This window comes from Flavobacterium selenitireducens, from assembly GCF_014748335.1.
GTDB lineage: Bacteria > Bacteroidota > Bacteroidia > Flavobacteriales > Flavobacteriaceae > Flavobacterium > Flavobacterium selenitireducens.
Genome location: NZ_JAAVIY010000004.1, coordinates 1 through 24,362 on the forward strand (window position 1 = coordinate 1; position 24,362 = coordinate 24,362).

The window sequence follows — 24,362 nt, forward strand, 5'->3', positions numbered from 1 at the left end:
GCGGCTCCGCTTCGCTGCGCCGCGATTGTTTTGCCGCGGATTGGCGGATTTTCACAGATTTTATTGCTGGACGTTTGGCGGCTCCGCTTCGCTTCGCCGCACTGTTTTGCCGCGGATTTGCTGATCTTCACGAATTTTACTGCTGGACGTTTTGCGGCTACGCTTCGCTGCGCCGCACTGTTTTGCCGCGAATTGGCGAATTTTCACGGATTTTACTGCTAGACGTTTGGCGGCTCCGCTTCGCTGCGCCGCTTCTTCCCACGAAAATCCTTGGCGCTCCTCGGTAGACTTCTCCGCAAATAAAAACGCTGTCCAAAAGAACAGCGTTGTTTATTTTCAGGAGTGCGACCTCTCAGTTCGACGCGACAGGCATTTCGGTTTTGAGCCGTTCGTCGTAAAGTTGTTTAAGGAGTTTTCCATACTTGGATTGCGCGACTTTCGGTGACATGGCGTCGATGATCTGTTTCATAAAGCCGAGACCGAGATTAGGCGTTTCGGCAATTACAAGATAGGGAGCGATCTCATGGTCTTTGTGCGTCAATGCGAAGTTGGCCGTATAGAGATAGCGTTTTTTAAGAATGTTCTCGTACTTGGCAATTTCGGTTTCAGGCAAGGTTATGTTGCGAATCGAAGCTTCCATATCCTTAACCTTGATTTCGAGTTCCTGGTTTACGTAACGCGATTTGACCTTGTTGTATTCCTCAAGAAATTTGTGGTTTTCAGATCCCGTGATCTTGGCTTTGGCGTAATAAGTTTCGAGGTCGGTATCGATCACCATCTTCCCGGGTTCGGCGAAGAACGGCAGGCTGTTGTCGACCGAAGCTGTTTTGCCTCTGTCAAGAAAAAGATAGAGCATTTCCGGTTCGGCAATATTCACGGCGGTTTTAAAATTGGAATCGCCGTCTATTGCGATGGTATCGATGTCGACCAACAGCGTATCTTGTAATTGCTTGAGGTAAAGCGTCCCTTTTTTAAGACCTTTTATGTTGCCCGATATCTCCAGATTTCCTTTTTTTTCTTCGTTGGCGCACGAGGCCAGCAATACTAAACCGGCCAAAGCCGCGAATGTCTTTTTCATTTTGTGTTTCGTTGGTGGGCAAAAATAAAAAAATCCGCGGAGCAGCGAGCCGTCCGCGGATCTATTTTAAAAGTTGGCGCTTAACCTTTGAGCCAGGCTTCGCGTAATTTGTCTTTGCTTTTGTCGGACGCCGTGTAACCGGTAGCGTCTTCATACGAGAGTTTTACCTTTCCTTTGGCAACCGCGTCTTTGCCGTCGCGCTTGTACTTTATGGTGATATCCTGGTCTTCTTTCCAAGCCTGGCTTCCCATGACGAGGTCGTAGATATTATCCAGGTTATAAGCTTTGCCGTCTACTTCAGTAATGATGTCGCCTCCTTTCAATCCGAGGTTCGTCCAAAACGCACCGAGTTCGATTTCCGGCATAACGATGATTTCCTTTGTATCGGGATTTACCGTTACGTAAGGCGTTTGTCCTTTGATGAAGACATTTCCGGGAACCTTGCGAGTCGTTTTGGTAACGCCTACCTTGGCAAAATATTCGTCGTAATTGATTGGCGTCGTGCCGCGAACGTGTTTGTTTAGGAAATCGCCGACTTCAGGATAGGTAAGCGAGACGATTTTCGGGAAAAGGTCGGCATCCTTGAACGATTTCTCCATTCCGTATTCTTTCGACAATTTTTTCATCAGGTCCAAAATGCCGCGTTGTCCGTTGCTTTTCTCGCGGATGATGATGTCGATGCACATCCCGATTAGCGTTCCCTTTTCATAAACGTTCAGATATTGCGCTTTGTACGGCTCGTTGAGTACGTTGGCGCTCATTTCGGTAAATGACATCGTGTCGTTCATTCGCGCTGCGTTGCTGATTTTTCCGCCGATGCGGTTAAAGAACTCCTCTTCGGTAATCAAACCTTGGTTGACCTGGAAAAGGTTGGCGAAATATTCCGTGACGCCTTCATACATCCAAAGATGTTCGGACATTTTCGGATCCGCATAATCAAAATACTGGATTTGGTCGGCGTGTATCGTAAGCGGCGTCACGATATGGAAAAATTCGTGGGAAACTGTATCCACCAAAGCCGGAATCAGCTGCTCTTTTGGCATTTGCTCGGGGAAAACGACAGTCGTCGATGTATTGTGCTCCAAAGCGCCAAAACCTTGTGCGTCGGGCTTCATCATGTCCGACATGTACAAAAGAATCGCGTATTTTTTCGTCGAATTGACCTCGCCAAGGAAACGCTTTTGCGCCTGCATCATCTTTTCCATTTCAGGCGAAATCTCTTTCGCATCGATAAGGCCGTTTGCGGAATAAACGGCGAAAATGATATCCATGTCGCCTACCTTGAACGTAGTGTAATTTGGTTTGGCGTACATGATAGGATGATCGCTCACTTCAAAATAGCGCTTGTACTCGAAAATGTCTTTCGTATCTGACGCATCGGTATCGGTCAGTGAGCTGGCGCCCCAAAGTTCAGCCGGATGCGTGATCGAAATCTGGTAAGGCAATTGCCCTTTATCGTGAAAATAACCTACGAAACCGTGCATGTTGAGCATAAAATTCTTGCCCGCTTCAATATTGGTTCCCGCAGGCGAAAATACGTCGTGCTGGTCTTCGATATCGTACGTATCGTTGACCCAATAGGTCACTTTCGCCAGCTTTTTCGCTCCGGTTATCTCCCAGGAATTGTCGTCTTTTTTGGCAACGGCAAGTTCTTTTCCTTTAGAATCGAACGCTTTGAAATCGTCTACGTATTTCCCATAGTTGTCGGTAGAATACGTTCCAGGAACCGTTTTTGGAATATGGTAGGTCGTCTTGTCGGACGATATCGACGGCGCCATAACGGTCACCGGGACCTTGTCGTCCTTAACGCCGTTGAGATCGATGGCGACCTTGATGGAAGTTTGTTTAGCCGATTTCTGGGCAGCGGCCTCGAAACTCCACAAAGAAGAGACGAAAGCCAGCGCGAGCGCTATTTTTTTCATTAGTTACGATTTAGTTTCTGCGTTAGTGCGCGAAGGTATAGAAAAGTTACACCCTCAAATGGTTTTTATGAATTGATTAACTGCGGTTGTAAGCGTTTCGGAAACAGGTAAATCCGGGTTGTTGTAAGCCGCGGCGTTTTCGGTTTCATCTCCCGCTATCACCTTTAAAACATGATTCATATTCTCGATGATCACGATTTTGGAATCGGGTTTCGCGGCTTTCAGCAATTGGGCTTCCGAATCGGGAACCTGGAGGTCTTTCGTGCCGTTTACGATCAGCACCGGCACTTTTAGTTTGGCAATCTCGACGACCGGATCGTATTTGATCCAGGAAATGAGATAAGGTTGGGCGCTTTCGCGGAAGAGGGACGACAGCATCGGGTTTTCGAGTTTGAACGTTTTTCCGCTTTTCAACACCGCGAAGTTTTGCTCGATTTCGTCTTTCATCATGGGCGCCTGCCTGACGACCTGATCGGTTATGATTTTGTCGATGGAACGTCCGCCGCCAGAAATCGAAATAAAGCCGTCCGCATTTCCGTTGGCCGCTACCATTCCGATAAGTGAGCCTTCACTATGCCCGCCGACAACGATTTTCGAGTAACTCTTTTTGAGCTTAAAGAAACTGATGGTTTGTTTCGCATCGTCGATGAAATCTTCAAACGACAAATTTTTCTCGTCGAGCGTCCCATTCTTCATTTGCGCGAGGATGCGCTTGTCGTACGAAAAAACCGCAATTCCGGATTTCGCCGCGCTTTCAGCTATCATTTTCAGGCTGTTGTTGTGCACTCCGGGCTGGTTTCCGTTGCGATCGGTTGGGCCGGATCCAGCCAAAAGGATCAGCAGCGGAGGCTTTTTGGCGTTCTGGGGAGAATAGAGTGTTCCTGCGACAAGTTCGTTTACTTTTACTTCCTCGGTTCTGAAATCAGCGTGTTGCGCCATTGCCAACAACGGCAAAAAGAATAGGCAGATAATTTTTTTCATCCCGAAATATAATAAAAAACCCGCTTTTGGCGGGCTGGAGTGGGTAGTTAAAACTTGTTTTTGATGTAATATTTTCCGTCGAGGTCTTCGTCGAAGTCGTCGATCTTGGGTGGCTTGGGTTTAGGTTTGGCCGCTATCGCCTTTTTTTTCCAAAGCTCGAACTTGTCTGGTTTGAGGCGTGATCTCATAATTTCCTGGACCTGCGACTCGCTGAAGCCGAATTCCTTTTTTATGGTTTCGAAAGGATTGCGGTCTTCAAGCGCCAGAGCGGTCAGCCGTTCGAGTTGCTCCCGTGTAAGTTCGGGGCGTTTGTTCTTTTTCATTTCCGGTTCAAAAGAAAGTTGTATTGTTACTCACATTATCAGATCAATATTAGTAAAAAATCCAATCGCTTTGTCAGAATGCAAAAAAATTATTCTCAAGCTTTACCGCTGGCACTTCGCGGTTTGGCGAATGGAATTTTGAGCAGGCTTTTGAGGCGATCGTGATCTTCGGGATCCATGTGGGTATCGACGCCGTACACGATTTTCGCGCGCGAAAGTTTGCGGAACGTTCCGAACATCCTGTCCCAGATCGCGAAAATGTTGCCGTAGTTCGAATCTGTATACGGAAGCACGTAATGATGGTGCACCTTGTGCATATCGGGCGAAACGATAAAGTAGCTGATCAGGTTGTCGAGCTTCGGCGGAAGCGAAACGTTTGCGTGATTGAACTGGCTGAACACCACGGAAAGCGATTGATAGAGAAAAACTAACCACATCGGGCTACCCGCAACAAGAACCGCAAAAGTGGTAAATACAAACCGGATCACACTTTCCCCGGGATGGTGACGATTGGCGGAGGTCGTGTCGATCCAGTTGTCGGTATGGTGGATCAGGTGGAAACGCCACAGCATTTTGGTCTTGTGTTGTACGAAATGCGCGAGCCACGCCCCGATGAAGTCCAAAATCAGCAATCCGACAAGCGCATAAAGCCACGAATTCATCTGCGGAAGCCAATTTAATACGCCGAACCCGCTGCGATGGACGTAATCGGCCGCTGCGAGCAAAACGAACGCAAGCACGAAGTTGACGACAATGGTCGTAAGGGTAAAAAAAATATTGATGCCCGCGTGTCTCCATTTCGGGTAATCGAACCGGAACAGCGGGAATGCGTTCTCGATCAGCCAAAAAAGTGCGATTCCGCCGGCCAGGATCATGGCGCGGTGAGAGGAAGGGATCGTCGCGAAATAGTCGGCAATGATTTCCATAGGATGGGTTGAGGGACTAATTTATCAAAAAATCACCGCTCCATCGGCCAATCAAGAAGTTTTTAACGCACATATTTTCCGAACCGCATCGCATAGCCGGGCCCATCGGGATTTCCGGTTAGCTTTAAATTTCATCGAAAATCGAAATGATGATCGCGATACTACGATTCACAGCGTCGGCTTCGACATCGTCTATGGTCAAAATCCTAAGTCTTATCTGAGAAGTAAAGGTCAATCGTTGAGACCAGTGTAGAGAAAAGCCCAAAGAATAAGTACGATCTGCAAGGGCAGGCGCGCCAATCGCATCCATTTTGGCAAGCCGAATGCCGCCTGCTCATTCGTGTACATGAAAATGTTGGCCGGAAAAACCGCCACGAGCAAGGCCACGATTCCAAATGCCGCGTATTTAGACAGGACGGGAACGCACAAACAGGCACCGAGCACGATTTCCGCTATGCCGCTCAACGCGTTCAACAGGTTTGGATTCGGTAAATACGGCGGAATTATTTTTCTGTAAAGGCGCGGTTTCCGGAAGTGGTTCAGGCCAGCCAGAATGTACAAACCCGCCATTACATACAAGTGCCAGGGCAATTCCATGATGGGACTTTTCCTAAAAGTACACAATTAGCCTTTTCCTTTTCGGAAATTAACGTTCATCATCACGATGGCAAAAAGGATCAACCCGATTCCGAACCATTGGATTGCGCTTACAACTTCGTGCAAAAGCAACCAGGCCATCGTAACCGATACGGGAAGTTCTAGAGCCGATACGATGCTTCCCAACCCGATGCCGGTTTTCGGAAAACCCATATTGAGCAAAATTGGCGGAATGATCGTTCCGAAGATCGCCACGAACAGTCCCCATTTGTAGAATATGTCGTAATTGAACGGCGTGTGCTGCGTCGCCAGCGCAAAGAATAAGATCACGACCGCGCCGCCCAACAACATGTAAAGGCTTCTCAGCGAAGAAGGCAGCCCCAAGGCAATCCGGTTAGACGTAAACATCGTAGTAGTGAACGACGCAGCTGCAAGCAAACCGAGCGCAATGCCTCTCCAGTCGAGCCCGTTTGCATTTTGTATCAGGTTGGTGGCCAGAGCCGTTCCGACGAGCACGATAAAAACGGCTGCCGTCTTAAGTGCCGAAGGGCGTTTTTTATCGAGCACCATTTCCAACAGGACGCCCATCCAAACCGTCTGCATCAGCAAAACGATGCCGATCGAAACCGGGATATACTTTACGGCCATGTAGTAAAATATGCTCGTCAATCCGGTGGATGTTCCGGTTATGAGCAATTGGGTGATGTCTTTGCGCGAGGCCGGTAACGCGTTCGGCTTTTTTTTGCGCAATGCGTTTATGAGCAGCAAAACTGCGATTCCGATTATGAATTGGGACGAGATCACCTCGGCCGGCGTGAACGGCAATCCAGTGATGCCCGTGTCGTGATACGCAAGCTTTACGAACGTGGCGAGCATGCCGTAACTCGTCGCTCCGAATCCGACCAAAATGACGCCTTTGAGCACCTTGTTGTTTGACATATTGAAATTAAAAAAGCGGGCAAAGATACGAAAGACGCGGGCTTGTTGGCGTATCTTCAGGATTTATTTGAGGTTCCAACCCAGAGCGACGAGTTTGCGTTTACAGTTGGGGCAAAACGCTTTTTCTTCGTCTTTCCTGTTTTTTCCTTCGGCATCGCGCATAAAACAAGATTTTTCCGGACAATGCGGCAAACCTTCCGTATGTCCCAATTCGTGGATGGCAACCTTAAATAACTGTTCTGCACGATTTTTCTTATCAAGTCTGTACGTCGAGGCGATACAGGATTTTCCGGGACAAAAACCAAGGCCCATGACGCCCCAATTCTTGAATTTGCCTTTAGTGGTGCTAATATCTTTGTTGGTAAGCCCGATCGTCAACTGGTGTTTCAGCGTGCGTCTGTCGAGAAAGTGAATTAGGGAATCTGCACGATGGCGCGTCCCGGCGGCGTTGAGGCTATTTTTCGGGAAATCGATAGGAGGAAGTATCCTGACATTCTTATAAACTTTCTGAATCTGGAATTGGACTTTTCGGGTATCGTTGTGTGAGAAATCCGGGAACGGCTGGAGGCAAATCGTACGCGGTTGAGTTCGGTCGCACGCCATCATCGCAATCAAAAAGCCGATTCCGGTCAAAAACCGCATTGTGCGGCTCGAGAAGGAGATTTTAAAGTTCGATATCCAATCCATAATTGTACAAAAGTCCGGGAAGGCCCTCGAGCGCAAACTTCGCGCCACGAACGTAATTTTTTTCGGGATCGATAGTGAAATGGCGGGCCGAACGCAAATCGGCTTTTTCGAGAATTGTGTTGTCGAAGATCGCCTGAGAAAGGTCACAATCGTCAAACGTTGCCTGCGCGAGATCGCTCTCCGAAAAATCCACCTCGCGCATGGAGCAGCCGGAAAACGTTTGTTTGCGAATCTTAAGCCTGTAAAAAGACGCCAGGTCAAGTTGGCAATTCGAAAACTGAGCCGAAAACATCACGACATTGCACTGGTCGAACCGAAAGCCCAAAAGTTTGCAACCTGTAAACGTTACGTCCTGAAATGTTGTTTTCGACACGGTCGCCATGCTGAAATTGCAGTCGCGGAAACTACAGTCGACAAAGCCGGAGCCGCTAAGGTCTCTATCGGAAAAATCGCAATTTTCAAATACGCAATTGTCGTATTCGCCCGTTTTAAAAACAAAAGTCCTGTCAAAAGTTTGATCGGCGGTGAAATTCATGTTCCAAAAATACCGATTTCACGCGAGCCCGATCTACAGGTTTGTAATTTTGACGATCCGGCCGCTTATCAATTGTCCACATTAAGCCTGGTTTGGAAAATGTCGGCGAAAAGTTCGTAGGAGCGTTTTCGGTCTTCCCAACTTTCCGCAGGCGTTGCGATAATAATTTCGTCACACTCGTAACGATCGGCGATTTTGAGCAGTTCGGACTTCACAAAATCTGGCGTTCCTGCGACAAAACGACCGCGGTTGTAGGCCATACGCGCTTTTTGCTGAAGCGAAAAATTCATTGTTCTGATCTCGTCGAGCGAAGGCAAATCGCCTTGGCCGCCCATTTCAATGTAAAGCATGCGATATTGGAAATCCGTGATCCAGTCTTCGACCTTTTGCTCGTCTTCTGAGCAGAACGCGAATATGCCGACGTTTACTTTAGGTTTCTGGAGTTCGGCTGATGGCTTGAAATTGTGGCGGTAGAATTCCGCGGTGTCGGGCCCGCCTTCAGGATTTATGAATTGTGCGAACGACAGCGCCATCCCGAAGTGGGCCGCAAACTGGGCGCTTCCTCCGCTAGAGGTCAACATCCAGAGCGCGGGTAATTGCTCGGGTTTTGGATACGATTGGACTTTTTCCTGAACCGACCCAACTTCGCTTTCTCCTCTGAAAAAGGCCTGTAAGTCTATAAGTTGCTGGAAAAAATCTTTTTCGCTGAAATTGTTAGACGGATTCAGCAGATAAGCAGAAACCCTGTCACCTCCTGGCGCACGCCCGATTCCGAGGTCGATGCGGTTCGGATAGAGCGTTTCAAGCAGCCCGAAGTTCTCGGCCACCTTGAGCGTGCTGTGGTTTGGGAGCATAATGCCGCCGGAGCCGACGCGAATCCTCGATGTCCTGGAAGCCAGATGTGGAATCAGGACTTCCGGAGCCGTTCCTGCGACGAGTTTAAAATTGTGGTGTTCGGAAACCCAAAAGCGTTCGTAGCCAAGCGTTTCGGCCAATTGCACGAGATTGGTGGATTCCTCGAGTGCTTCTCCTGCGTTGGAGCCGCGTCGTATTTGGGATTGGTCAAGGACCGAAAGTTTGAGTTTTGACATCCGCCAAAGGTAGCGGGCTATTGGTGCAAATGAGCGTCAATTAACAATGCTTTGCACACAGTTGCTTTCAATGAGATAGCTGCTGTTTGTTGGGAAGTTTCGCGATGTGCTGAATCGCGGCTGTTAAAATACATTCATATCGGATTCTCACGTCTATGATTCGACACCTTCAGATTAAGAAACCCTGGAAACGCATTACGCCGGAACCGAAGAAGTGGATTGAAAATCGTTGGTTTCCGCAACGTGATGATCCTTTTCAGGGCAGTTCCAGAGCAATCCCAGATAAAGCAATCCGGCGCTGGCAACCACTATTCCCAAAAGAAGCATGTTTGGAGTGTTAAAGATTCTTTTCATGATGATCGATTGATGTTGAACTGATAGACGCATCCTTCCTGGAAATGTTACAGAAATCATAAAATTTTTTTCCGACACTTTCAAAATTTGTACCAACTTCCGGAAAGGATGCGACTTTATCTTACTTCAATTCGGCTCTTAACGTTTTCTCAATTCGGAACGCGTGACTGGATCCCATTGTGACAAACACCTTTTTACCATCGTTGACCAGTTCTGAAATTATCGAACACATATGGACGTCGCGAATATCGTTCGAATAGGAAGCGATTTCCGACAGGTAACCGTCCGGCCAACCGTATTCGTCACTTGTGTCGCGCCAATCCTTAAGGGAAGGAAAATCTCGTTTCCAGAGGCTGTCGATCTGGGCGACGGTACGGATTTCGCCTCTCAGCCCATCGATGTCGGTGCGGCTGTCGATGTTAGCTTGCAACGATGCATCTGGATCGCTGGGTTTTCCGAACCGGAAATTGCTTACATAAGGGCGAAGCGAATAAAACGCTGCCACGCGTTTTGCGGGGAATTTCGCGAGCACGATCTTGATTTCCTCTTCTTTTTTGGGTTCCCATGTAAATAGCGGAACACCTCTTTTTTTCGACAACGCCGCCGTCATACCGCCTTCGCCGTGGGAAGCGACGGGATTTTGAAATCCTTCGAACAAAAAGCCCAATCGACCTTCCACGAGCGCCGCATCGGGTTGGAAAGTAGCCCATTTTTGTTCGATGAGCTTGATTTGTGGGTCATCAGGGTTTTTGGTGTGTTCGATCCCCAGGACGCAAACGCTGCCCTTTCGTGTTTTGATCTCGTAGCAATAGGGTCGCGCATGGTCGCCACCTAGCGTGTCGTAAGCCGCCATATCCATTATAGGGACGGCGAAATCTTTTACCTGTTTGACGTCGTAAAATTTGGGTGATCGCCAGATGATCCCCGTGGCCAGCAGTAGGCCGAATGTCGCGGCCAGGGCAAGCACGCCCAAACCGAGAGCCTTGAAAACTCTTTTCATTTTGATTGTTGATTAATGATTGATGATGATGACTTTTCGCGATATTTTAAATTTATTTATCGCATTGATTACCCATTTGTAGGCAAAAAGCCCAAAACGTTACGCCAGGCAAAATAAAATTTCCGGATTCTAAGTTCTAAGGAAAACCTGACTAACATGAAACTGACGTTTTTGCTGGGCATCCTGCCCTTTATTTGCTGTAATTCTGCCGATACCTGGATTGTGGAAAAAAAGTCCGGGAACGACTATTCGTCGAGAAACCTCGAAGCATTGGATTTTTGTCGCAAAAGCGGATTCAACGACAGCTATTATTTCCTCGTCGACCTTAGCGAACACTCCGGGAAAAACCGGTTTTTCATTTACGATTTCACCCAGAAGAAAATTGTCGAGCAAAAGCTGGTCACGCACGGAAGCTGCGACGTCCCCGAACAATATGCCGACCGGTGGCAGAAAGCCCGTTTCAGCAACACCGCGGACAGTCATTGTTCTGCTTTGGGAAAGTACAAAGTGGGCGCGCGCGACAAAAGCGGCTGGGGCATAAAAGTCAAATACTGGCTGCACGGACTCGAACGAACGAATGACAATGCCCAAACGCGCCTGATCGTGCTCCACTCATGGGAAGCCGTGGCGGACAAGGAAATATTTCCGGACTACAGCCCGTTGAGTTGGGGATGTCCGGCAGTGTCCGATGCGTTCATGGAAAGATTGGACGCGCGGCTGCAAACGTCTAAAAAACCGGTGCTGCTTTGGATTATCGCCTAAATCTTGACGTGATCCAGCCCCGATGGGAGCAGACAGCCTTTTAAAAAAAGCGACATCATTTGCCGATAAAACAAAGCGACCAACGGAAGCTCTTGCTTTGAGTCGCAAATGCGGCGATTTTGAGAAAGTTGTTGCGGACAGCGGGATGAGCTGCAACTTTATTCGCGAAGGTCATCATCGGAAAAATCGGTTTTGCGCAACAGGCATTTGTAGATAATGCCGCCTGTCGCTCCTCCTAAAATGGGTGCCAATAGGAACAGCCACAACTGCTCGAGTGCCCAACCCTGGACGAAAACGGCCTGGCTGATGCTGCGCGCCGGGTTGACCGATGTGTTCGTGACCGGAATGCTGATGAGGTGGATCAAGGTCAGCGCCAGTCCGATGGCGATTCCGGCGAAGCCTTCCCGCTGCCGGTCTTTCTCGGTAGCACCAAAAATGATGATGATGAAAAACATGGTCAGGATGAACTCAATCGCAAATGCCGAAATCATGTTATAGCCTCCCGGGGAATGTTCGCCGAACCCATTGGCCGCGAAGTTTCCGATGTCCTGGCCGTTTCCTATCGCGATGGCGAACAGCAGACCGGCCCCGGCTGTCGCGCCGAAGATCTGTGCGATGATGTAGGGCAAGACGGTGGAGGTCTGGACGCGCCCGCCCGCCCAAAGCCCAATTGTCACCGCCGGATTGAGATGGGCGCCCGAAATGCGTCCCAGTGAATATGCGATCGTAAGGACCGTGAGTCCGAAGGCGAGGGAAACGCCTAAAAGCCCGATTCCGATAAAAGGTTCCGATTTGAAATTGGCTGCCAGGACAGCGCTTCCGCAACCGCCGAGAACAAGCCATAGTGTTCCGAGGAACTCTGAAGCAAGTTTTTTCATGTTTAGTGTCGTTTGGTTGGAAATTCAGACAGGGGCGGTGCGTGGTTCCTTAAAGGTAGTCTATCCATGCGAACTTTGAGTTTTATTCCACGAAAAAATATACTGAAAATCAAAAAGTTAGGTGACAGGTCAAGACCTTAGAGGCTTTTTAAACCTTTGAGGTGTGTAAGAAGCAAAAAAAAAGCCCGTGATTTCTCACAAGCTTAATTCGATAATTCGCGGTAAGGTTATTTGATCAACCCGAAACTTCGCTTGACGAAAGCCGTCAATTCCTCGCCTTTGAGCAGGTTTTGCGACAGTTTTGCCAGGTCAAGGGCTTGTTTGACGAGGCTTTCCTGGGCTGTTTTGTCTTCGGTATTCAGGATGGTCGCGGCCAACTCGGAATTCGAATTCACGACGAGATTGTACATATCCGGGAAATTCCCCATGCCAAACATCCCGCCGCCGCCGCTTTGACTCATTTCTTTCATGCGGCGCATAAACTCCGGCTGGGTGATGATGAACGGGGCGGCCTCGCTGTCGAGCGCTTCCAACTGCACGGTATAGGTGGTAGACGGCACGATTTCCTGTACGGTAGTCTTGAGTTTTTCCTGCTCGTCTTCAGATAATTTGGAAATCGCGTTTTCGTCTTTCTTTATCAGGTTGTCGATGTGATCGGAATCCACACGGGTGAACGTGAGGTTTTCGTTGTCGCCTTCCAGTTTTTGGATTAAGTGGGAAACGATAGGGGAATCGAGCAACAAGACTTCGTAGCCCTTTGCCTTTGCCGAATCGATATAACTGTGCTGGGCATCCTTGTTTTGGGCGTACAGCACGACGAGTTTTCCATCTTTGTCGGTTTGGTTGTCCTTGAGCGAATCTTTCAGTTCGTCAAGCGTGAAAAATTTGTCGTCGACTGTCGGATAAAGCGCGAACGCACCCGCTTTTTCGTAAAATTTATCTTCAGACAACATTCCATATTCAAGTACGATCTTAATATCGTTCCATTTCTGTTCGAAATCCTCGCGATTCTCGTTGAAAAGCGATTTTAACTTATCGGCGACTTTGCGCGTGATGTAGTTCGAAATCTTTTTGACGTTGCCGTCGGCTTGCAGGTACGAACGCGACACGTTCAACGGAATGTCCGGCGAATCGATGACGCCTCTCAACATCGTCAGGAATTCCGGCACGATGCCTTCTACGTTATCGGTCACAAAAACCTGGTTTTGGTAAAGCTGGATTTTGTCCTTTTGGATCTGAAGGTCTTTCGAAAGTTTCGGAAAGTATAAGATTCCCGTGAGGTTGAACGGATGGTCGACGTTGAGGTGGATGTTGAACAACGGCTCTTCGAACTGCATCGGATACAACTCGCGATAAAAACTTTGATAGTCCTCTTTGGAAAGGTCCGATGGCTGTTTTGTCCAGGCCGGATTTGGGTTATTGATGATGTTGTCGACTTCGACTTCTTCCATTTTTTCATCTTCGCCGACGCCAAAAGGTTTTTTCTCGGTCCTGGTCCCGAACTTGATCGGAACCGGCATGAATTTGTTGTATTTGGCCAACAGACCGCCAATTCGCGACTCTTCAAGAAATTCGGTTGAGTCTTCTGAGATGTGGAGGATGATTTCTGTTCCTCTTTCCTGTTTGTCCGATGGTTCGAGAGTGAATTCAGGACTCCCGTCGCACGTCCAATGCGCCGCCGGCTCGTCCTTGAACGACTTGGTAGTGATTTCCACTTTGTCGGCCACCATGAACGCGGAATAAAACCCTAAACCGAAATGCCCGATTATTCCGGTGTCTTTAGCGGAATCCTTGTATTTGTCCAAAAATTCTTCGGCTCCGGAAAACGCGACCTGGTTGATGTATTTCTCCACTTCTTCGGCCGTCATACCGATTCCCTGGTCGATGATGTGCAGCTTTTTGCCTTCTTTGTCGATCCTGACCTCAATGACAGGATTGCCATATTCAACGTTTGCTTCGCCAATGCTCGTGAGGTGTTTGAGTTTCAAAGTGGCATCGGTGGCATTCGAGATGAGTTCGCGAAGGAAAATCTCGTGGTCGCTGTAAAGGAATTTCTTGATTAGCGGGAAAATGTTTTCTACCGAAACATTGATTTTTCCTGTTGTCATATCGTTTTGTTTAAAATGGGTTCGTTAATTCGAGGCGGCTTTTTTCAAAAAAAATACCAGTTGGAGATTGGCTGACAAAATGTCCGCCTTTGTTAATCTTTCGATAAAACTAGCTTTTAAATTTAACATTTGCGCACCTACGATTGTATCTTTATGTGTATAAATAACCTAAAAATCTAAATATACCACAAAATGAAACAGTTACTAATGATCGGTCTTTTTGCGCTGCTTGCCGTTAGTTGCAAATCGACATCTGCCACGACTACCAAACTCGATCGCACGTCTCAGTCGGCCATTAAAGGAAATTGGATGATTACCTCCGTGTCCTATCCGGGACAGAGCGCCATTGCGGTAAATTCATTCGGGATTGCCGACTCCCAGTGCTTCGTAAACAGCAACTGGAAATTCGTTTCCAACAATAACAAGGGCAATATGGAACTGACCAAGGCCGGTTGTGCGGCTTTCGCTTCACCCATCACATGGTTCATCAATAAAGACGGTCAATTCGTGCTCAAAGTGTTGAGTGCGGGAGAAAAAGCCAAACGCGTTCGCGATGGTTACGTATTGGGCGTGGCCAACCAATCCGAGACATCGTTCCAACTGATCGACAAAATTGATGTCGGCGGTAAAATGACAGATGTCGTCTACCAATTCCAAAAAGTAAACTAACCTATAAAAACGAAGAAAATGAAAAAGTTGTCTATCATAGCCCTGGCACTTGCCACGACCTTTTCCGTGTCGCTCACAAGCTGCGAGGCCATACAGAATACGAACCAAACGCAAAGAGGTGCAGCCGTTGGTGCTGCCAGCGGTGCGGTTATCGGAGGCGTTCTCGGGAATAACGTCGGGAAAGGCGGCAGGGGCGCGCTCGGAGCCATTGCCGGTGGTATCATCGGAGGTGTTGCCGGAGGCGTCATCGGAAACCGAATGGACAAACAAGCCCGCGAAATCGACAATGCCGTTCCCGGTGCAGAAGTGGAACGCGTAGGGGAGGGAATCAAACTCACGCTGAAAGAAAATGCGGTGCGCTTCAACATCGACAAATCTACGTTGACGCCGACCGCCCAGGCTAATCTCGACAAACTGATTCCGGTTTTTAAAGAATATCCGGATACCAACATCCACATTTTTGGATATACCGACAACACGGGCACCGTCGATCACAACCTGAAACTATCCGAGCAACGTGCCGCTTCCGTGAGAAGTTATCTTTCCGGAAAGGGAATTTCCGCAAGCCGTTTCACCACGACCGGATTCGGTATCGCCGACCCTATCGCGACAAACGAGACCGTAGATGGACGCGCCCAGAACAGAAGGGTCGAATTTGCGATCGTCGCCAACCAAAAGATGATCAACGATGCTCAGAGCGGACAATAATCCGACAAAAACAGTTAACGAAGAGCCGCTACTTGCGGCTTTTTTTGTGGGATCAAGTCAAAGGTTTAATCCCTATTTTTGTCGGATGGCAAACAAAAGCTGCCAAGTCCGTACTTAAAACCAATTGCTTCAACAAAAATGGCGTACTGTTCTTACATCGATGGCATGGAGCCCGAATCGCGAAAATCGCTGCACAAAAACTACCACGATAATTACTATGGTTTCCCGATCCACGACGACAACGAACTTTTTGGGCGTCTGATAATGGAAATCAACCAGGCAGGATTGAGCTGGGAGACCATTCTCAAAAAGGAGGAAACCTTCCGAAAGGCATACGACGGATTCAACATTGCCAAAGTGGCGGGCTATACCGAAGAAGACAGGTTGCGACTATTGTCCGATCCGGGAATCATCCGAAATAAACTGAAGGTCAACGCGGCAATCGAGAACGCGAAAACCATCCTCACGCTTCAAAACGAATTCGGATCGTTTGAAAAGTGGCTCGCGCACCATCATCCGAAAACAAAAGAGGAATGGGTAAAATTGTTCAAGAAGACTTTTCGGTTTACGGGAGGCGAGATCGTCAATGAATTCCTGATGAGCATCGGATACCTGAAAGGCGCTCACATTGAAAGTTGTCCGATATACGCAAAGGCGCTCAAGGCCGATCCGATGTGGGCGAAACAATCATGATTTCCTAGGGCGCGATTCTTTCAAAATTATTGAAAAACAATTAACAACTTTTTGCAAATCAGCCAACTCCCAGCCGGTTATCTTTGAAATATTAAAGATCAATGACATGGCAACCGCTAAGAAAAATCCGCCTCAAAAAGAGTTTGTGACCGAGGACAAGATCATCGAATTGTATATGAACGACGTGCTCACACACAATGGGCAGGCCGCGAACGTCTACTTGTTTTGCAAGCGCAACGCGATCGAAGAGACGCAGTTTTACCAGTTTTTTAATTCGTTTGGCTCGATACGACAGGAAATCTGGGTTAAGTTTTTTGAAAATGCCGAAACGATAATGGCGCAGTCGCCCGATTATCGCAGCTATTCGGAAAAAGATCGCCTGCTTGCACTTTACTACACGATTTTTGAAATCCTGACACTGAACCGGACATATGTCTCCTGGTCGTTGCGCGATAACAGACAAGGCCTCAGGAATCTTGCAGATCTTAAACTCTTCCGCACGAGATTCCGGGATTTTGTCGAGCAACTGTTGAAACAACAGGATCCTGAAAAATTTCGCAAAGTAAGGGATGTGACCGAACCTGTACTGTCGGAAGGGGCGTGGGTGCAATTCCTTTTCATCCTCAAATATTGGCTTGACGACAATTCCAGAGGATTTGAAAAAACCGATCTTATCATAGAAAAATCGGTAAATACCGTAGTTAGCCTGTTGGACACGAAGCCGCTCGAAAATTTGATCGACCTGGGTAAATTCCTTTGGAAAAACTGATGGGGACTGGCGAATTAGCGAATTAGCAAATTAGCGAATTAGCGAATTATCTAATTATCTCCATCATCTCATCATCTAATTATCTCATCATGAAAACCTTAGATACAATCCCCACAACCAAAATTTCGCGCGCCTCTGAACTTGTCAAGACCGGTTTTAAGATTGGCGGAAATTACCTTGCTTATTACGGCGAGAAAATGGTCAATCCAAAACTTACGAAAGACAAACTCAACGAAAACAACGCCGAAGACATTTACGACGGGCTCAAAAACCTCAAAGGCAGCGCCCTTAAAGTCGCCCAGATGTTGAGCATGGACAAAAGCATCATGCCCCAGGCTTACGTTGAGAAGTTTTCGCTTTCGCAGTTTTCGGTTCCGCCTTTGAGCGCGCCGTTGGTAAAAAAGACGTTCAAAAAATATTTCGGGCAATATCCGGAAGCATTTTTCGACACGTTTACGCCCGATTCCGTCAACGCGGCGAGCATCGGTCAGGTTCACAGGGCGACGAAAGGCGGTAAAGAGCTTGCCGTCAAAATACAGTATCCCGGCGTGGCGGACAGCATTTCATCTGACCTCGCAATTGTCAAGCCCGTCGCGATTAGGATGTTCAACATCAAGGGCAAGGATTCCGAAAAATACTTTAAGGAAGTCGAGGACAAACTCATGGAAGAGACCGACTACGTCAACGAACTCAAGCAAGGAAAGGAAATTGCCGACGCGTGCTCCCAAATTCCGAACCTTAGGTTTCCCGAATATTATCCGGAATGGTCTACCGATAAAATCCTGACGATGGATTGGATGCAAGGCGAGCACATATCGGAATTCGCCGCCAAAAACAACGATCAGTCGAAAGCTGACAAGCTCGGCCAGGCGATGTGGGACTTTTATATGTTCCAGATGCACGGCTTGAAAGCGGTCCACGCCGATCCGCATCCCGGGAATTTTCTCGTTGATTCGGATTCCAACCTGATCGCGATCGACTTTGGATGTGTCAAACAAGTTCCTGAAGATTTTTATGATCCCTACTTCGAATTGATCAGTCCTGAGGTTTTCGACGATGCGGCGCGTTTCGAGGAAAAATTGTTCGAACTCGAAATTTTGCGCAAGGATGACAAGCCTCAGGAAAAGGCTTATCTGATAAAATTATTCCGCGAATTGCTTTCCGTCTCGACGATGCCTTACCGATATGATTCGTTCGATTTCGCCAATGAGGATTTTTTCGGGCGATTGTCTGCCATGGGTGAAGAATTTTCGAAAGACACCCAGCTTCGCAAAATGAATGGAAATCGAGGATCGAAGCATTTTTTATATGTGAACCGGACGTTTTTTGGACTGTACAGTTTGTTGCACGACTTGAAGGCGAAGGTGAATACCGTTCAATACAAACGATATATTGAGGAGGGGCGTTAATAACTGATTCGGCATTGGATTGCAATGACCAGGCATGAGATAAATAGGCAGAGGAAATAATAGCTGAAGCTGCGACAATACTGATCGTTCCGAAGTTTTCAATGCTTCAGAAAGAAGAATTAAAAAGTAGAAAATTGACGTGTTTTTGAAAACGTTTGAAATTCGGCAAAACCGTCATTATTTTGTTCAAAATCGAAAGTGTTAATGAAAATTTTGCATTCGATTTAACAGATGTTTGAATTTTCTTTACATTATCCCCACCTATCTTTGTGATGTGAATATGGAATGCCTCTCGCTTGAGAGTTTACTTTAGACACAAGAACATTAGTTTGTTTATTTATTGGTTAGGTTGGCAAGAGCGTTCTCGACTAGATTACGCTCTTGCTTTTTTTATGCATTTCCCAAATGTATTAGTATTATTTTTGCGCTATGCTTGAAGTTCGCAACATCTCTTTTTCATACGATTCCAAAAAAACGATCAGCAATGTCAGTTTTAAGTTGGAGAGCGGGAAGCAACTGGCGCTGATTGGCGAAAGCGGTTGTGGGAAAAGCACACTCCTGAAATTACTTTACGGCCACTACGACCTTCATTCGGGAGAGATCGTCTACAATGAAAAACCGGTCCTCGGCCCAAAATTCAACCTGATTCCGGGTGATGACCGCTTTAAGTATCTCGCCCAGGATTTCGGCCTTATGCCGTTTACGAGCGTTGCGGAAAACGTCGGGAATTACCTTTCGAATATCCACAAAGAAAAAAAACAACAGCGCATAGCCGAGCTTCTGGAAATGGTCGAAATGACCGAATACGCTCACGTAAAGGCAAAGTTTTTGAGCGGTGGCCAGCAACAACGCGTCGCCCTTGCGAAAGCATTAGCCGTTGAACCGGAACTTTTGCTGCTGGACGAGCCGTTCAGCCAGATCGACGCATTCCGGTCGTCGACGCTCAAGCGCAACCTGTTCCGGTATTTTCGCGAGAAAGGCATATCGTGTATCGTTGCGACCCACGACGGAAGCGACGTACTTTCATTTGCCGATGAAGTCATCGTGATGAAAGAAGGCGAAATCTTCGAGAACGATCGTCCCAAAGCCATTTACGCGAATCCCGGCTCGCTTTACGTCGCGCGTATGTTTGGGGAAGTAAGCGAAATCCCGTTGCGTCTTTTAAAACCGGTAATATCGGACGAGACTATTTTCGTTTACGCACATCAACTCAAGATTTCCGGTTCGGGATTGCGCGTGACCGTGCGACAGTCTTATTTCCTCGGAAGCCATTACCTGATAGAAGCCACTTGCGAAAGCGGAACCGTATATTTCGAAAACCGCGTCCCTATCCTCAAGGGTGAAGGCGTGTTCTTGTCGCTGGCCCAATAAAAAAAGCAGCCCGAAGACTGCCTTTTCCTGATTGAAACTCTGATTTGACTTAATTTTTTACCGTCCTGTCATCGTTTGTTTTGAGATGCTTCTCTAGGAACCGATCCTGTTCCCAAAGCAGATGAAGGATGTTTTCCTTAGCCGCGTAACCATGGGATTCCTTTGGCAGGATCACCATGCGGGCCGGACCACCGAGACCTTTTATCGCCTGGAAATAGCGCTCGGTTTGCAACGTGAACGTACCGGGATTGTTGTCGGCTTCACCGTGAACCAAAAGCATAGGCGTTTTCATCTTATCGGCGTTCATGAAGGGCGACATGCCGTCGTAAATGTTCGGAACCTCCCAATAATTGCGCTGCTCGCTCTGGAACCCGAAAGGCGTCAGCGTGCGGTTGTAAGCGCCTGAACGTGCGATGCCACAAGCAAATAAGTTGGAATGCGTCAACAGGTTGGCCGTCATGAAAGCGCCATAGGAATGCCCGCCGACGGCAACTTTCCTTCGGTCGATGTAGCCCATTTTGTCTACGGCGTCGATCGCAGCGGCGGCATCGTCGACTAATTGCTGAATGAACGTATCGTTAGGTTCGACTTCTCCTTCTCCAATGATTGGGAACGAAGCGTCGTCGAGAACCGCGTAACCGCGCGTAGCCCAGTAAACGAACGATCCGTAATACGGAAACGTGAATTCGTTAGGGTTTTTATTGCTTTGCCCGGCGCTTGCCTTGTCCTTAAACTCTTCCGGATACGCCCAGATCAGCAACGGCAATTTTTCCTTCTTTTTGGTGTCGTAGCCTTTCGGCAGATAAAGCGTCCCCGACAAATCGACGCCGTCCTTGCGCTTGTATTTGATGACTTCCTTTTGAACGCCCGCTATACTTTCAAACGGATTTTTGAACGTTGTGAGCTGGGTAATTTTCTTCTTTTTGATATCGCGAAGGAAATAGTTTGGATAATCGGTTTTGGATTGCAACTGCGTCAGCACGATGCCGTTCCTGAAATCCTCCATAGAGTACAAATCCTCTTTTTTATCGGTATAAGCCGATTGGTAAAGACGTTTTTTCTTGAGCGTCCTGAGGTTGAATTCATCCACGAACGGAAACTGTCCCTTTTCGGTAAAACCTTCGCCCAAAAGGAAGGCGTTTCCGTTGTCCATCGCCAGCACGTAACGCGCGTACTGGTTTTTGATCGTCTCGAAATTTCCGGGATCGGAATAAATGTCCTGTGAATTCCTGTCGGAAATCTTGACGGCCGCTTTCCCTGGGTTGGACGGATCGATCACAAATGTCTTCGTATTTCGCGTGTCGTACCAATCTTCGGTCACGACGGCGGTGTGCTCGTCTCCCCAAATCAGGTTGGAAAATCGCTGTCCCGTTTTCATGATCGAGACAGGATCGGAATTGAAAGGCGCATCCCAAACAAAGATTTCATCTCGAAAGTCCACCTTATTCGCCGGATTTCCTTCATCCAAAGCCACGACGTAATAAAGCGAAGCCGGCTTGTCGTTCCTCCAACCCATGTTGCGCTTGCCTTTGCGCACGGCCATGAAACCTTTCGGCATGATCTCGTTGAGCGGAATTTCGTTGACTGTTTTAATTTCCTTGCCGGACAAATCGTACACCACGGTTTTCATCGGGAAACGCCCTAGTGGCACGATGTAAGAGAACGGTTTTTCGATCGTCGTGAGCATGAGCAGGCTTCCGTCAGGCGAAAAACTTTCGTAGGCGTAAATGTCTTTAGGCTTGTAAAGCGTCGCCTTAGCGTTGAGATCAACCGTGTAAAGTTCCGACGTCACGATCGTCTCAAAATTCTTTTCGTCCATCGGATTCTTGAGCAAATCCTGATACGTGCGGTTTTGGGAAACCTGACCGTCGGTTTGGGAAACGATAGGGCCGGTCGGCAAATCTTTTTTGGAATCGATGAGTTTCGGGCGGTCTTTCGGCAACAATTTCACCAGCAATCGCTTGCTGTCGCCGTACCAGCTGAACGGACTTCCGAGGACGGCATTCACGTTGGCATCGGTCAATTTCGTGGCTTTCGCCGATGCGATTTCGAGCATCCAAAGTTCCACGCCGGTCGCGGTGGTGTTGGCGAACGCAATATGCTTCTCATCGGGCGCCCAATAAACGTTGCTGATTTTCGGATTCGCCGGAAGCCCGGAAACCTGAGTTTCGTTTTTGTCCTTGACCTTTCGGACTTTGAGGTTCGTGATAAAGGTCACCGTACTCGAAATGCTCGTCACCGGATTGATGCGCAGTCCCGCAAGCCGCAATTCATCCTGGTTGAGGTCGTCGAGCGTTTTATAAGTCGGGCGATACGAAAGCAGCATGTACTGCATCTTGGAATCCATCTGTACGGATGGCGGGCGATCGTAATCGGCAAGGTCGAGGATTTCCTTAGGCGGTTTCTGGTACGTCAGGTTTTCCTGCGCGATCATCCCGAAGCCGGCAAATAACAGGAAAGCGAAACAGAGGTTCTTCATATTTGTTTGTTTTAAGATTGCGTAAGTTACGGATTTCGACACTGTCGTTTCGTCGCGATAAGTACGCAAATTGGAACGAATGTTACCGATTCCCCAAAAATTTCCCCGATGTCGCCAAAACTAGTATCTTGTACGCTAAAATTGAGGATTGCTCAAAATTGCATATCCGATTTTACCAAAACGACAAAATATGTACAATTCCAAAATAGCCGGCCTCGGGTTCTATGTTCCTGAAAACGTGGTCACCAACGACGACCTTTCCAAAATAATGGACACCAATGATGCCTGGATACAGGAGCGAACCGGCATACAGCAGCGCCGCCACATCATAAAAGGCCAAGACACGACGACATCGATGGGCGTAAAAGCCGCGAAGATCGCGATGGAACGCGCCAAAGTCGGCCCGGACGAGATCGACTTTGTTATTTTCGCCACGTTGAGCCCTGACTATTATTTCCCGGGACCTGGCGTCCTGGTACAAAAAGAGCTTGGGTTGCGCACCGTTGGAGCACTCGATGTAAGAAACCAATGTTCCGGTTTCGTGTACGCGGTTTCGATCGCCGATCAATACATCAAGACCGGAATGTATAAAAACGTGCTCGTCATTGGGTCCGAAGTGCATTCGCTGGGTCTCGACATGACCGATCGCGGCCGCGCCGTATCGGTGATTTTCGGAGATGGGGCGGGAGCGGCCGTGATGTCGCGGGAGGAAGATCTTACGAAGGGAATCCTTTCCACGCATTTGCATTCCGAAGGCGAACACGCACTCGAACTTGCCGTGAAAGCGCCGGGAATGGGAGGTCGATGGGTGACTGACATCATCGCCGACAACAACCCTGAAGACGACAGCTACCTTCCGCACATGAACGGCCAATTCGTGTTCAAGAATGCCGTCGTGCGCTTTTCGGAAGTCATCATGGAAGGTTTGCAAAAGAATAATCTGCAGGTTTCGGACATCGATATGCTGATCCCGCATCAGGCCAATTTACGCATCTCCCAATTCATCCAGCAAAAGTTCCAGCTTGCCGACGACAAAGTGTTCAACAACATCCAGAAATACGGGAACACCACGGCGGCTTCGGTCCCGATCGCGCTCACGGAGGCTTGGGAAGGCGGCAAGATCAACGAAGGCGATTTGGTCGTTTTGGCTGCATTCGGATCAGGGTTTACCTGGGCAAGCGCCGTTATTCGCTGGTAAATGTTCGCGGCAGTGTTTCGGACGCTGGATGTTATCGGATACTGTTTCCGAAGCGAAAAGCCGTTGCCCGAAAATTCCAAAATAGATTTGGTTGTCGTCGTGAAATCCAGGCGGATCATGCAGGTTTTTGAAAACGGGAATTTGCGCAAGACGTATCGGATCGCGTTGGGAAAAAATCCTGTCGGGCACAAGCAATTTGAAGGAGATTTCAGGACGCCTGAAGGTTGTTACGAGATCGACGGTCGCAATCCGAACAGTAAGTTCCACAAAAACCTCAGCATTTCCTATCCGAATGTCAATGATCTAGAAACAGCGCAAAGGTCGGGAAAACAGCCCGGTGGCGACATCAAAATCCACGGGTTGCGAAACGGACGCGGCTATCGCTCAAAATTACACCTGCTCAGGGATTGGACTGCCGGCTGTATCGCGGTGACGAATCGCGAAATCGACGAACTCTTCACCGCGGTGATGGACGGGGCCGAAATTCGCATCGAGCCGTAATCAAACGAACTTCCGGATGTCACGCAAAACACAACGCAATAAAGGCAAAACCTCGCGCGAGCGCAATGAACGCAGGCAAATGCGGATTTGGGCTTGTGGCCGTCTGCTATCTTTTATACCACATTTTTTTTTCACCTCATTTTATCGGAGGCGATTCAAGGGTGGAATTGTACTGCACGGTGTATCCGATCCTTTTCGGAACGGTTGTTTACGGCATTTTTTTTCCGGAAAACCATTGCAGAATATTTCACCAGAAAAGTAGCGTTATCGTTATTACCTGGAGCTTGTCGTCCGAAAAAGTCATTTCGGGAGTTGTCTGCCCGAAAGTTGGGAAGTAAAACGCAACGACGATAACTGACACATCCGGCATAGGCACACGTCCAT

Annotated in this window: 26 protein-coding genes; 11 read left to right on the plus strand and 15 right to left on the minus strand. The window is 48.1% G+C overall.

The features are described 5' to 3' along the window. Nucleotides 1-287: hypothetical protein (locus HC229_RS16600; RefSeq protein WP_223845558.1), on the plus strand; the 287-nt coding region annotated here is incomplete at its 5' end. Nucleotides 288-352: 65 nt separating this feature from the next. On the opposite strand, the gene HC229_RS07795 is transcribed toward HC229_RS16600, so the two are convergent. The 12 genes from HC229_RS07795 to HC229_RS07850 all read right to left on the minus strand — a co-directional run bounded on the left by HC229_RS07795 (nt 353) and on the right by HC229_RS07850 (nt 10,433). Beyond that, nucleotides 353-1,078: a DUF4369 domain-containing protein gene (locus HC229_RS07795; RefSeq protein WP_191019919.1), complete on the minus strand. Its 726-nt coding sequence runs from the start codon at nt 1,076-1,078 to the stop codon at nt 353-355. 80 nt (nt 1,079-1,158) lie between these two features. After that, nucleotides 1,159-3,000, minus strand: a complete 1,842-nt coding sequence (locus tag HC229_RS07800) for a M61 family metallopeptidase (RefSeq protein WP_191019920.1) — start codon at nt 2,998-3,000, stop codon at nt 1,159-1,161. A 54-nt stretch (nt 3,001-3,054) separates the two neighbouring features. Further along, nucleotides 3,055-3,981 carry an alpha/beta hydrolase gene (locus tag HC229_RS07805; protein ID WP_191019921.1) on the minus strand — a complete coding sequence of 309 codons (927 nt, stop codon included), beginning with the start codon at nt 3,979-3,981 and terminating at the stop codon, nt 3,055-3,057. Nucleotides 3,982-4,028: 47 nt separating this feature from the next. Further along, the gene (locus HC229_RS07810) at nt 4,029-4,304 is read right to left on the minus strand and encodes a DUF2805 domain-containing protein (protein ID WP_191019922.1); all 276 of its coding nucleotides are present in this window, start codon (nt 4,302-4,304) and stop codon (nt 4,029-4,031) included. A 95-nt stretch (nt 4,305-4,399) separates the two neighbouring features. Further along, the gene (locus HC229_RS07815) at nt 4,400-5,230 is read right to left on the minus strand and encodes a sterol desaturase family protein (protein WP_191019923.1); all 831 of its coding nucleotides are present in this window, start codon (nt 5,228-5,230) and stop codon (nt 4,400-4,402) included. Nucleotides 5,231-5,461: 231 nt separating this feature from the next. Beyond that, complete coding sequence (locus tag HC229_RS07820) at nt 5,462-5,827, minus strand: DoxX family protein (RefSeq protein ID WP_191019924.1); 366 nt, start codon at nt 5,825-5,827, stop codon at nt 5,462-5,464. A gap of 27 nt (nt 5,828-5,854) precedes the next feature. Further along, nucleotides 5,855-6,766: an EamA family transporter gene (locus HC229_RS07825; RefSeq protein WP_191019925.1), complete on the minus strand. Its 912-nt coding sequence runs from the start codon at nt 6,764-6,766 to the stop codon at nt 5,855-5,857. Between the two features lie 63 nt (nt 6,767-6,829). Then, on the minus strand, nt 6,830-7,399 hold the full coding sequence (locus tag HC229_RS07830) for a matrixin family metalloprotease (RefSeq protein ID WP_191019926.1): 570 nt from the start codon (nt 7,397-7,399) through the stop codon (nt 6,830-6,832). Nucleotides 7,400-7,430: 31 nt separating this feature from the next. After that, nucleotides 7,431-7,988, minus strand: coding sequence for a pentapeptide repeat-containing protein (locus HC229_RS07835; protein WP_191019927.1), 558 nt, complete (start codon nt 7,986-7,988; stop codon nt 7,431-7,433). A 68-nt stretch (nt 7,989-8,056) separates the two neighbouring features. Next, complete coding sequence (locus HC229_RS07840; protein WP_191019928.1) at nt 8,057-9,079, minus strand: LLM class flavin-dependent oxidoreductase; 1,023 nt, start codon at nt 9,077-9,079, stop codon at nt 8,057-8,059. 195 nt (nt 9,080-9,274) lie between these two features. Beyond that, nucleotides 9,275-9,433 carry a hypothetical protein gene (locus tag HC229_RS07845; protein WP_191019929.1) on the minus strand — a complete coding sequence of 53 codons (159 nt, stop codon included), beginning with the start codon at nt 9,431-9,433 and terminating at the stop codon, nt 9,275-9,277. 121 nt (nt 9,434-9,554) lie between these two features. Continuing rightward, entirely contained in the window at nt 9,555-10,433 is an 879-nt protein-coding gene (locus HC229_RS07850) for a hypothetical protein (protein WP_191019930.1), read from the minus strand. A gap of 156 nt (nt 10,434-10,589) precedes the next feature. On the opposite strand from HC229_RS07850, the gene HC229_RS07855 reads away from it, so the two are divergent. Beyond that, complete coding sequence (locus tag HC229_RS07855; RefSeq protein WP_191019931.1) at nt 10,590-11,195, plus strand: murein L,D-transpeptidase catalytic domain-containing protein; 606 nt, start codon at nt 10,590-10,592, stop codon at nt 11,193-11,195. 158 nt (nt 11,196-11,353) lie between these two features. On the opposite strand, the gene aqpZ is transcribed toward HC229_RS07855, so the two are convergent. Together aqpZ and htpG are read right to left on the minus strand one after the other, a co-directional pair. Next, on the minus strand, nt 11,354-12,073 hold the full coding sequence (gene aqpZ, locus HC229_RS07860) for an aquaporin Z (protein ID WP_191019932.1): 720 nt from the start codon (nt 12,071-12,073) through the stop codon (nt 11,354-11,356). Nucleotides 12,074-12,300: 227 nt separating this feature from the next. Beyond that, complete coding sequence (gene htpG, locus HC229_RS07865) at nt 12,301-14,181, minus strand: molecular chaperone HtpG (protein WP_191019933.1); 1,881 nt, start codon at nt 14,179-14,181, stop codon at nt 12,301-12,303. A 192-nt stretch (nt 14,182-14,373) separates the two neighbouring features. Between htpG and HC229_RS07870 the strand changes: the two genes are divergently transcribed. From HC229_RS07870 to HC229_RS07895, 6 genes are all read left to right on the plus strand, one after another. Then, nucleotides 14,374-14,850 (plus strand): lipocalin family protein, encoded by a 477-nt coding sequence (locus HC229_RS07870; protein WP_191019934.1) that lies wholly within the window; start codon nt 14,374-14,376, stop codon nt 14,848-14,850. Between the two features lie 18 nt (nt 14,851-14,868). Next, nucleotides 14,869-15,558, plus strand: coding sequence for an OmpA family protein (locus tag HC229_RS07875; protein WP_191019935.1), 690 nt, complete (start codon nt 14,869-14,871; stop codon nt 15,556-15,558). Nucleotides 15,559-15,696: 138 nt separating this feature from the next. Then, entirely contained in the window at nt 15,697-16,251 is a 555-nt protein-coding gene (locus tag HC229_RS07880) for a DNA-3-methyladenine glycosylase I (RefSeq protein ID WP_191019936.1), read from the plus strand. 106 nt (nt 16,252-16,357) lie between these two features. Beyond that, complete coding sequence (locus HC229_RS07885; protein WP_191019937.1) at nt 16,358-17,020, plus strand: TetR family transcriptional regulator C-terminal domain-containing protein; 663 nt, start codon at nt 16,358-16,360, stop codon at nt 17,018-17,020. Nucleotides 17,021-17,109: 89 nt separating this feature from the next. Further along, nucleotides 17,110-18,429 (plus strand): ABC1 kinase family protein, encoded by a 1,320-nt coding sequence (locus HC229_RS07890; RefSeq protein ID WP_191019938.1) that lies wholly within the window; start codon nt 17,110-17,112, stop codon nt 18,427-18,429. 429 nt (nt 18,430-18,858) lie between these two features. Continuing rightward, nucleotides 18,859-19,800: an ABC transporter ATP-binding protein gene (locus HC229_RS07895; RefSeq protein WP_191019939.1), complete on the plus strand. Its 942-nt coding sequence runs from the start codon at nt 18,859-18,861 to the stop codon at nt 19,798-19,800. Nucleotides 19,801-19,849: 49 nt separating this feature from the next. Here HC229_RS07895 and HC229_RS07900 read toward each other — a convergent pair whose 3' ends face one another. Continuing rightward, nucleotides 19,850-22,279 (minus strand): S9 family peptidase, encoded by a 2,430-nt coding sequence (locus HC229_RS07900; protein WP_191019940.1) that lies wholly within the window; start codon nt 22,277-22,279, stop codon nt 19,850-19,852. Nucleotides 22,280-22,469: 190 nt separating this feature from the next. On the opposite strand from HC229_RS07900, the gene HC229_RS07905 reads away from it, so the two are divergent. From HC229_RS07905 to HC229_RS07915, 3 genes are all read left to right on the plus strand, one after another. Next, on the plus strand, nt 22,470-23,477 hold the full coding sequence (locus HC229_RS07905; RefSeq protein ID WP_191019941.1) for a 3-oxoacyl-ACP synthase III family protein: 1,008 nt from the start codon (nt 22,470-22,472) through the stop codon (nt 23,475-23,477). Further along, nucleotides 23,478-23,978, plus strand: a complete 501-nt coding sequence (locus HC229_RS07910; protein WP_191019942.1) for a L,D-transpeptidase family protein — start codon at nt 23,478-23,480, stop codon at nt 23,976-23,978. 65 nt (nt 23,979-24,043) lie between these two features. Beyond that, entirely contained in the window at nt 24,044-24,316 is a 273-nt protein-coding gene (locus HC229_RS07915) for a hypothetical protein (protein ID WP_191019943.1), read from the plus strand. The last annotated feature ends 46 nt before the right edge of the window (nt 24,317-24,362 follow it).

Excerpts from the sequence above, each read along its gene's own strand:
- HC229_RS07795 (WP_191019919.1), bottom strand. The coding sequence starts at position 1,078 with ATGAAAAAGACATTCGCGGCTTTGGCCGGTTTAGTATTGCTGGCCTCG.
- HC229_RS07800 (WP_191019920.1), bottom strand. The coding sequence starts at position 3,000 with ATGAAAAAAATAGCGCTCGCGCTGGCTTTCGTCTCTTCTTTGTGGAGT.
- HC229_RS07805 (WP_191019921.1), bottom strand. The coding sequence starts at position 3,981 with ATGAAAAAAATTATCTGCCTATTCTTTTTGCCGTTGTTGGCAATGGCG.
- HC229_RS07810 (WP_191019922.1), bottom strand. The coding sequence starts at position 4,304 with ATGAAAAAGAACAAACGCCCCGAACTTACACGGGAGCAACTCGAACGG.
- HC229_RS07815 (WP_191019923.1), bottom strand. The coding sequence starts at position 5,230 with ATGGAAATCATTGCCGACTATTTCGCGACGATCCCTTCCTCTCACCGC.
- HC229_RS07820 (WP_191019924.1), bottom strand. The coding sequence starts at position 5,827 with ATGGAATTGCCCTGGCACTTGTATGTAATGGCGGGTTTGTACATTCTG.
- HC229_RS07825 (WP_191019925.1), bottom strand. The coding sequence starts at position 6,766 with ATGTCAAACAACAAGGTGCTCAAAGGCGTCATTTTGGTCGGATTCGGA.
- HC229_RS07835 (WP_191019927.1), bottom strand. The coding sequence starts at position 7,988 with ATGAATTTCACCGCCGATCAAACTTTTGACAGGACTTTTGTTTTTAAA.
- HC229_RS07840 (WP_191019928.1), bottom strand. The coding sequence starts at position 9,079 with ATGTCAAAACTCAAACTTTCGGTCCTTGACCAATCCCAAATACGACGC.
- HC229_RS07845 (WP_191019929.1), bottom strand. The coding sequence starts at position 9,433 with ATGAAAAGAATCTTTAACACTCCAAACATGCTTCTTTTGGGAATAGTG.
- HC229_RS07850 (WP_191019930.1), bottom strand. The coding sequence starts at position 10,433 with ATGAAAAGAGTTTTCAAGGCTCTCGGTTTGGGCGTGCTTGCCCTGGCC.
- HC229_RS07855 (WP_191019931.1), top strand. The coding sequence starts at position 10,590 with ATGAAACTGACGTTTTTGCTGGGCATCCTGCCCTTTATTTGCTGTAAT.
- aqpZ (WP_191019932.1), bottom strand. The coding sequence starts at position 12,073 with ATGAAAAAACTTGCTTCAGAGTTCCTCGGAACACTATGGCTTGTTCTC.
- htpG (WP_191019933.1), bottom strand. The coding sequence starts at position 14,181 with ATGACAACAGGAAAAATCAATGTTTCGGTAGAAAACATTTTCCCGCTA.
- HC229_RS07870 (WP_191019934.1), top strand. The coding sequence starts at position 14,374 with ATGAAACAGTTACTAATGATCGGTCTTTTTGCGCTGCTTGCCGTTAGT.
- HC229_RS07875 (WP_191019935.1), top strand. The coding sequence starts at position 14,869 with ATGAAAAAGTTGTCTATCATAGCCCTGGCACTTGCCACGACCTTTTCC.
- HC229_RS07880 (WP_191019936.1), top strand. The coding sequence starts at position 15,697 with ATGGCGTACTGTTCTTACATCGATGGCATGGAGCCCGAATCGCGAAAA.
- HC229_RS07885 (WP_191019937.1), top strand. The coding sequence starts at position 16,358 with ATGGCAACCGCTAAGAAAAATCCGCCTCAAAAAGAGTTTGTGACCGAG.
- HC229_RS07890 (WP_191019938.1), top strand. The coding sequence starts at position 17,110 with ATGAAAACCTTAGATACAATCCCCACAACCAAAATTTCGCGCGCCTCT.
- HC229_RS07895 (WP_191019939.1), top strand. The coding sequence starts at position 18,859 with ATGCTTGAAGTTCGCAACATCTCTTTTTCATACGATTCCAAAAAAACG.
- HC229_RS07900 (WP_191019940.1), bottom strand. The coding sequence starts at position 22,279 with ATGAAGAACCTCTGTTTCGCTTTCCTGTTATTTGCCGGCTTCGGGATG.
- HC229_RS07905 (WP_191019941.1), top strand. The coding sequence starts at position 22,470 with ATGTACAATTCCAAAATAGCCGGCCTCGGGTTCTATGTTCCTGAAAAC.
- HC229_RS07910 (WP_191019942.1), top strand. The coding sequence starts at position 23,478 with ATGTTCGCGGCAGTGTTTCGGACGCTGGATGTTATCGGATACTGTTTC.
- HC229_RS07915 (WP_191019943.1), top strand. The coding sequence starts at position 24,044 with ATGAACGCAGGCAAATGCGGATTTGGGCTTGTGGCCGTCTGCTATCTT.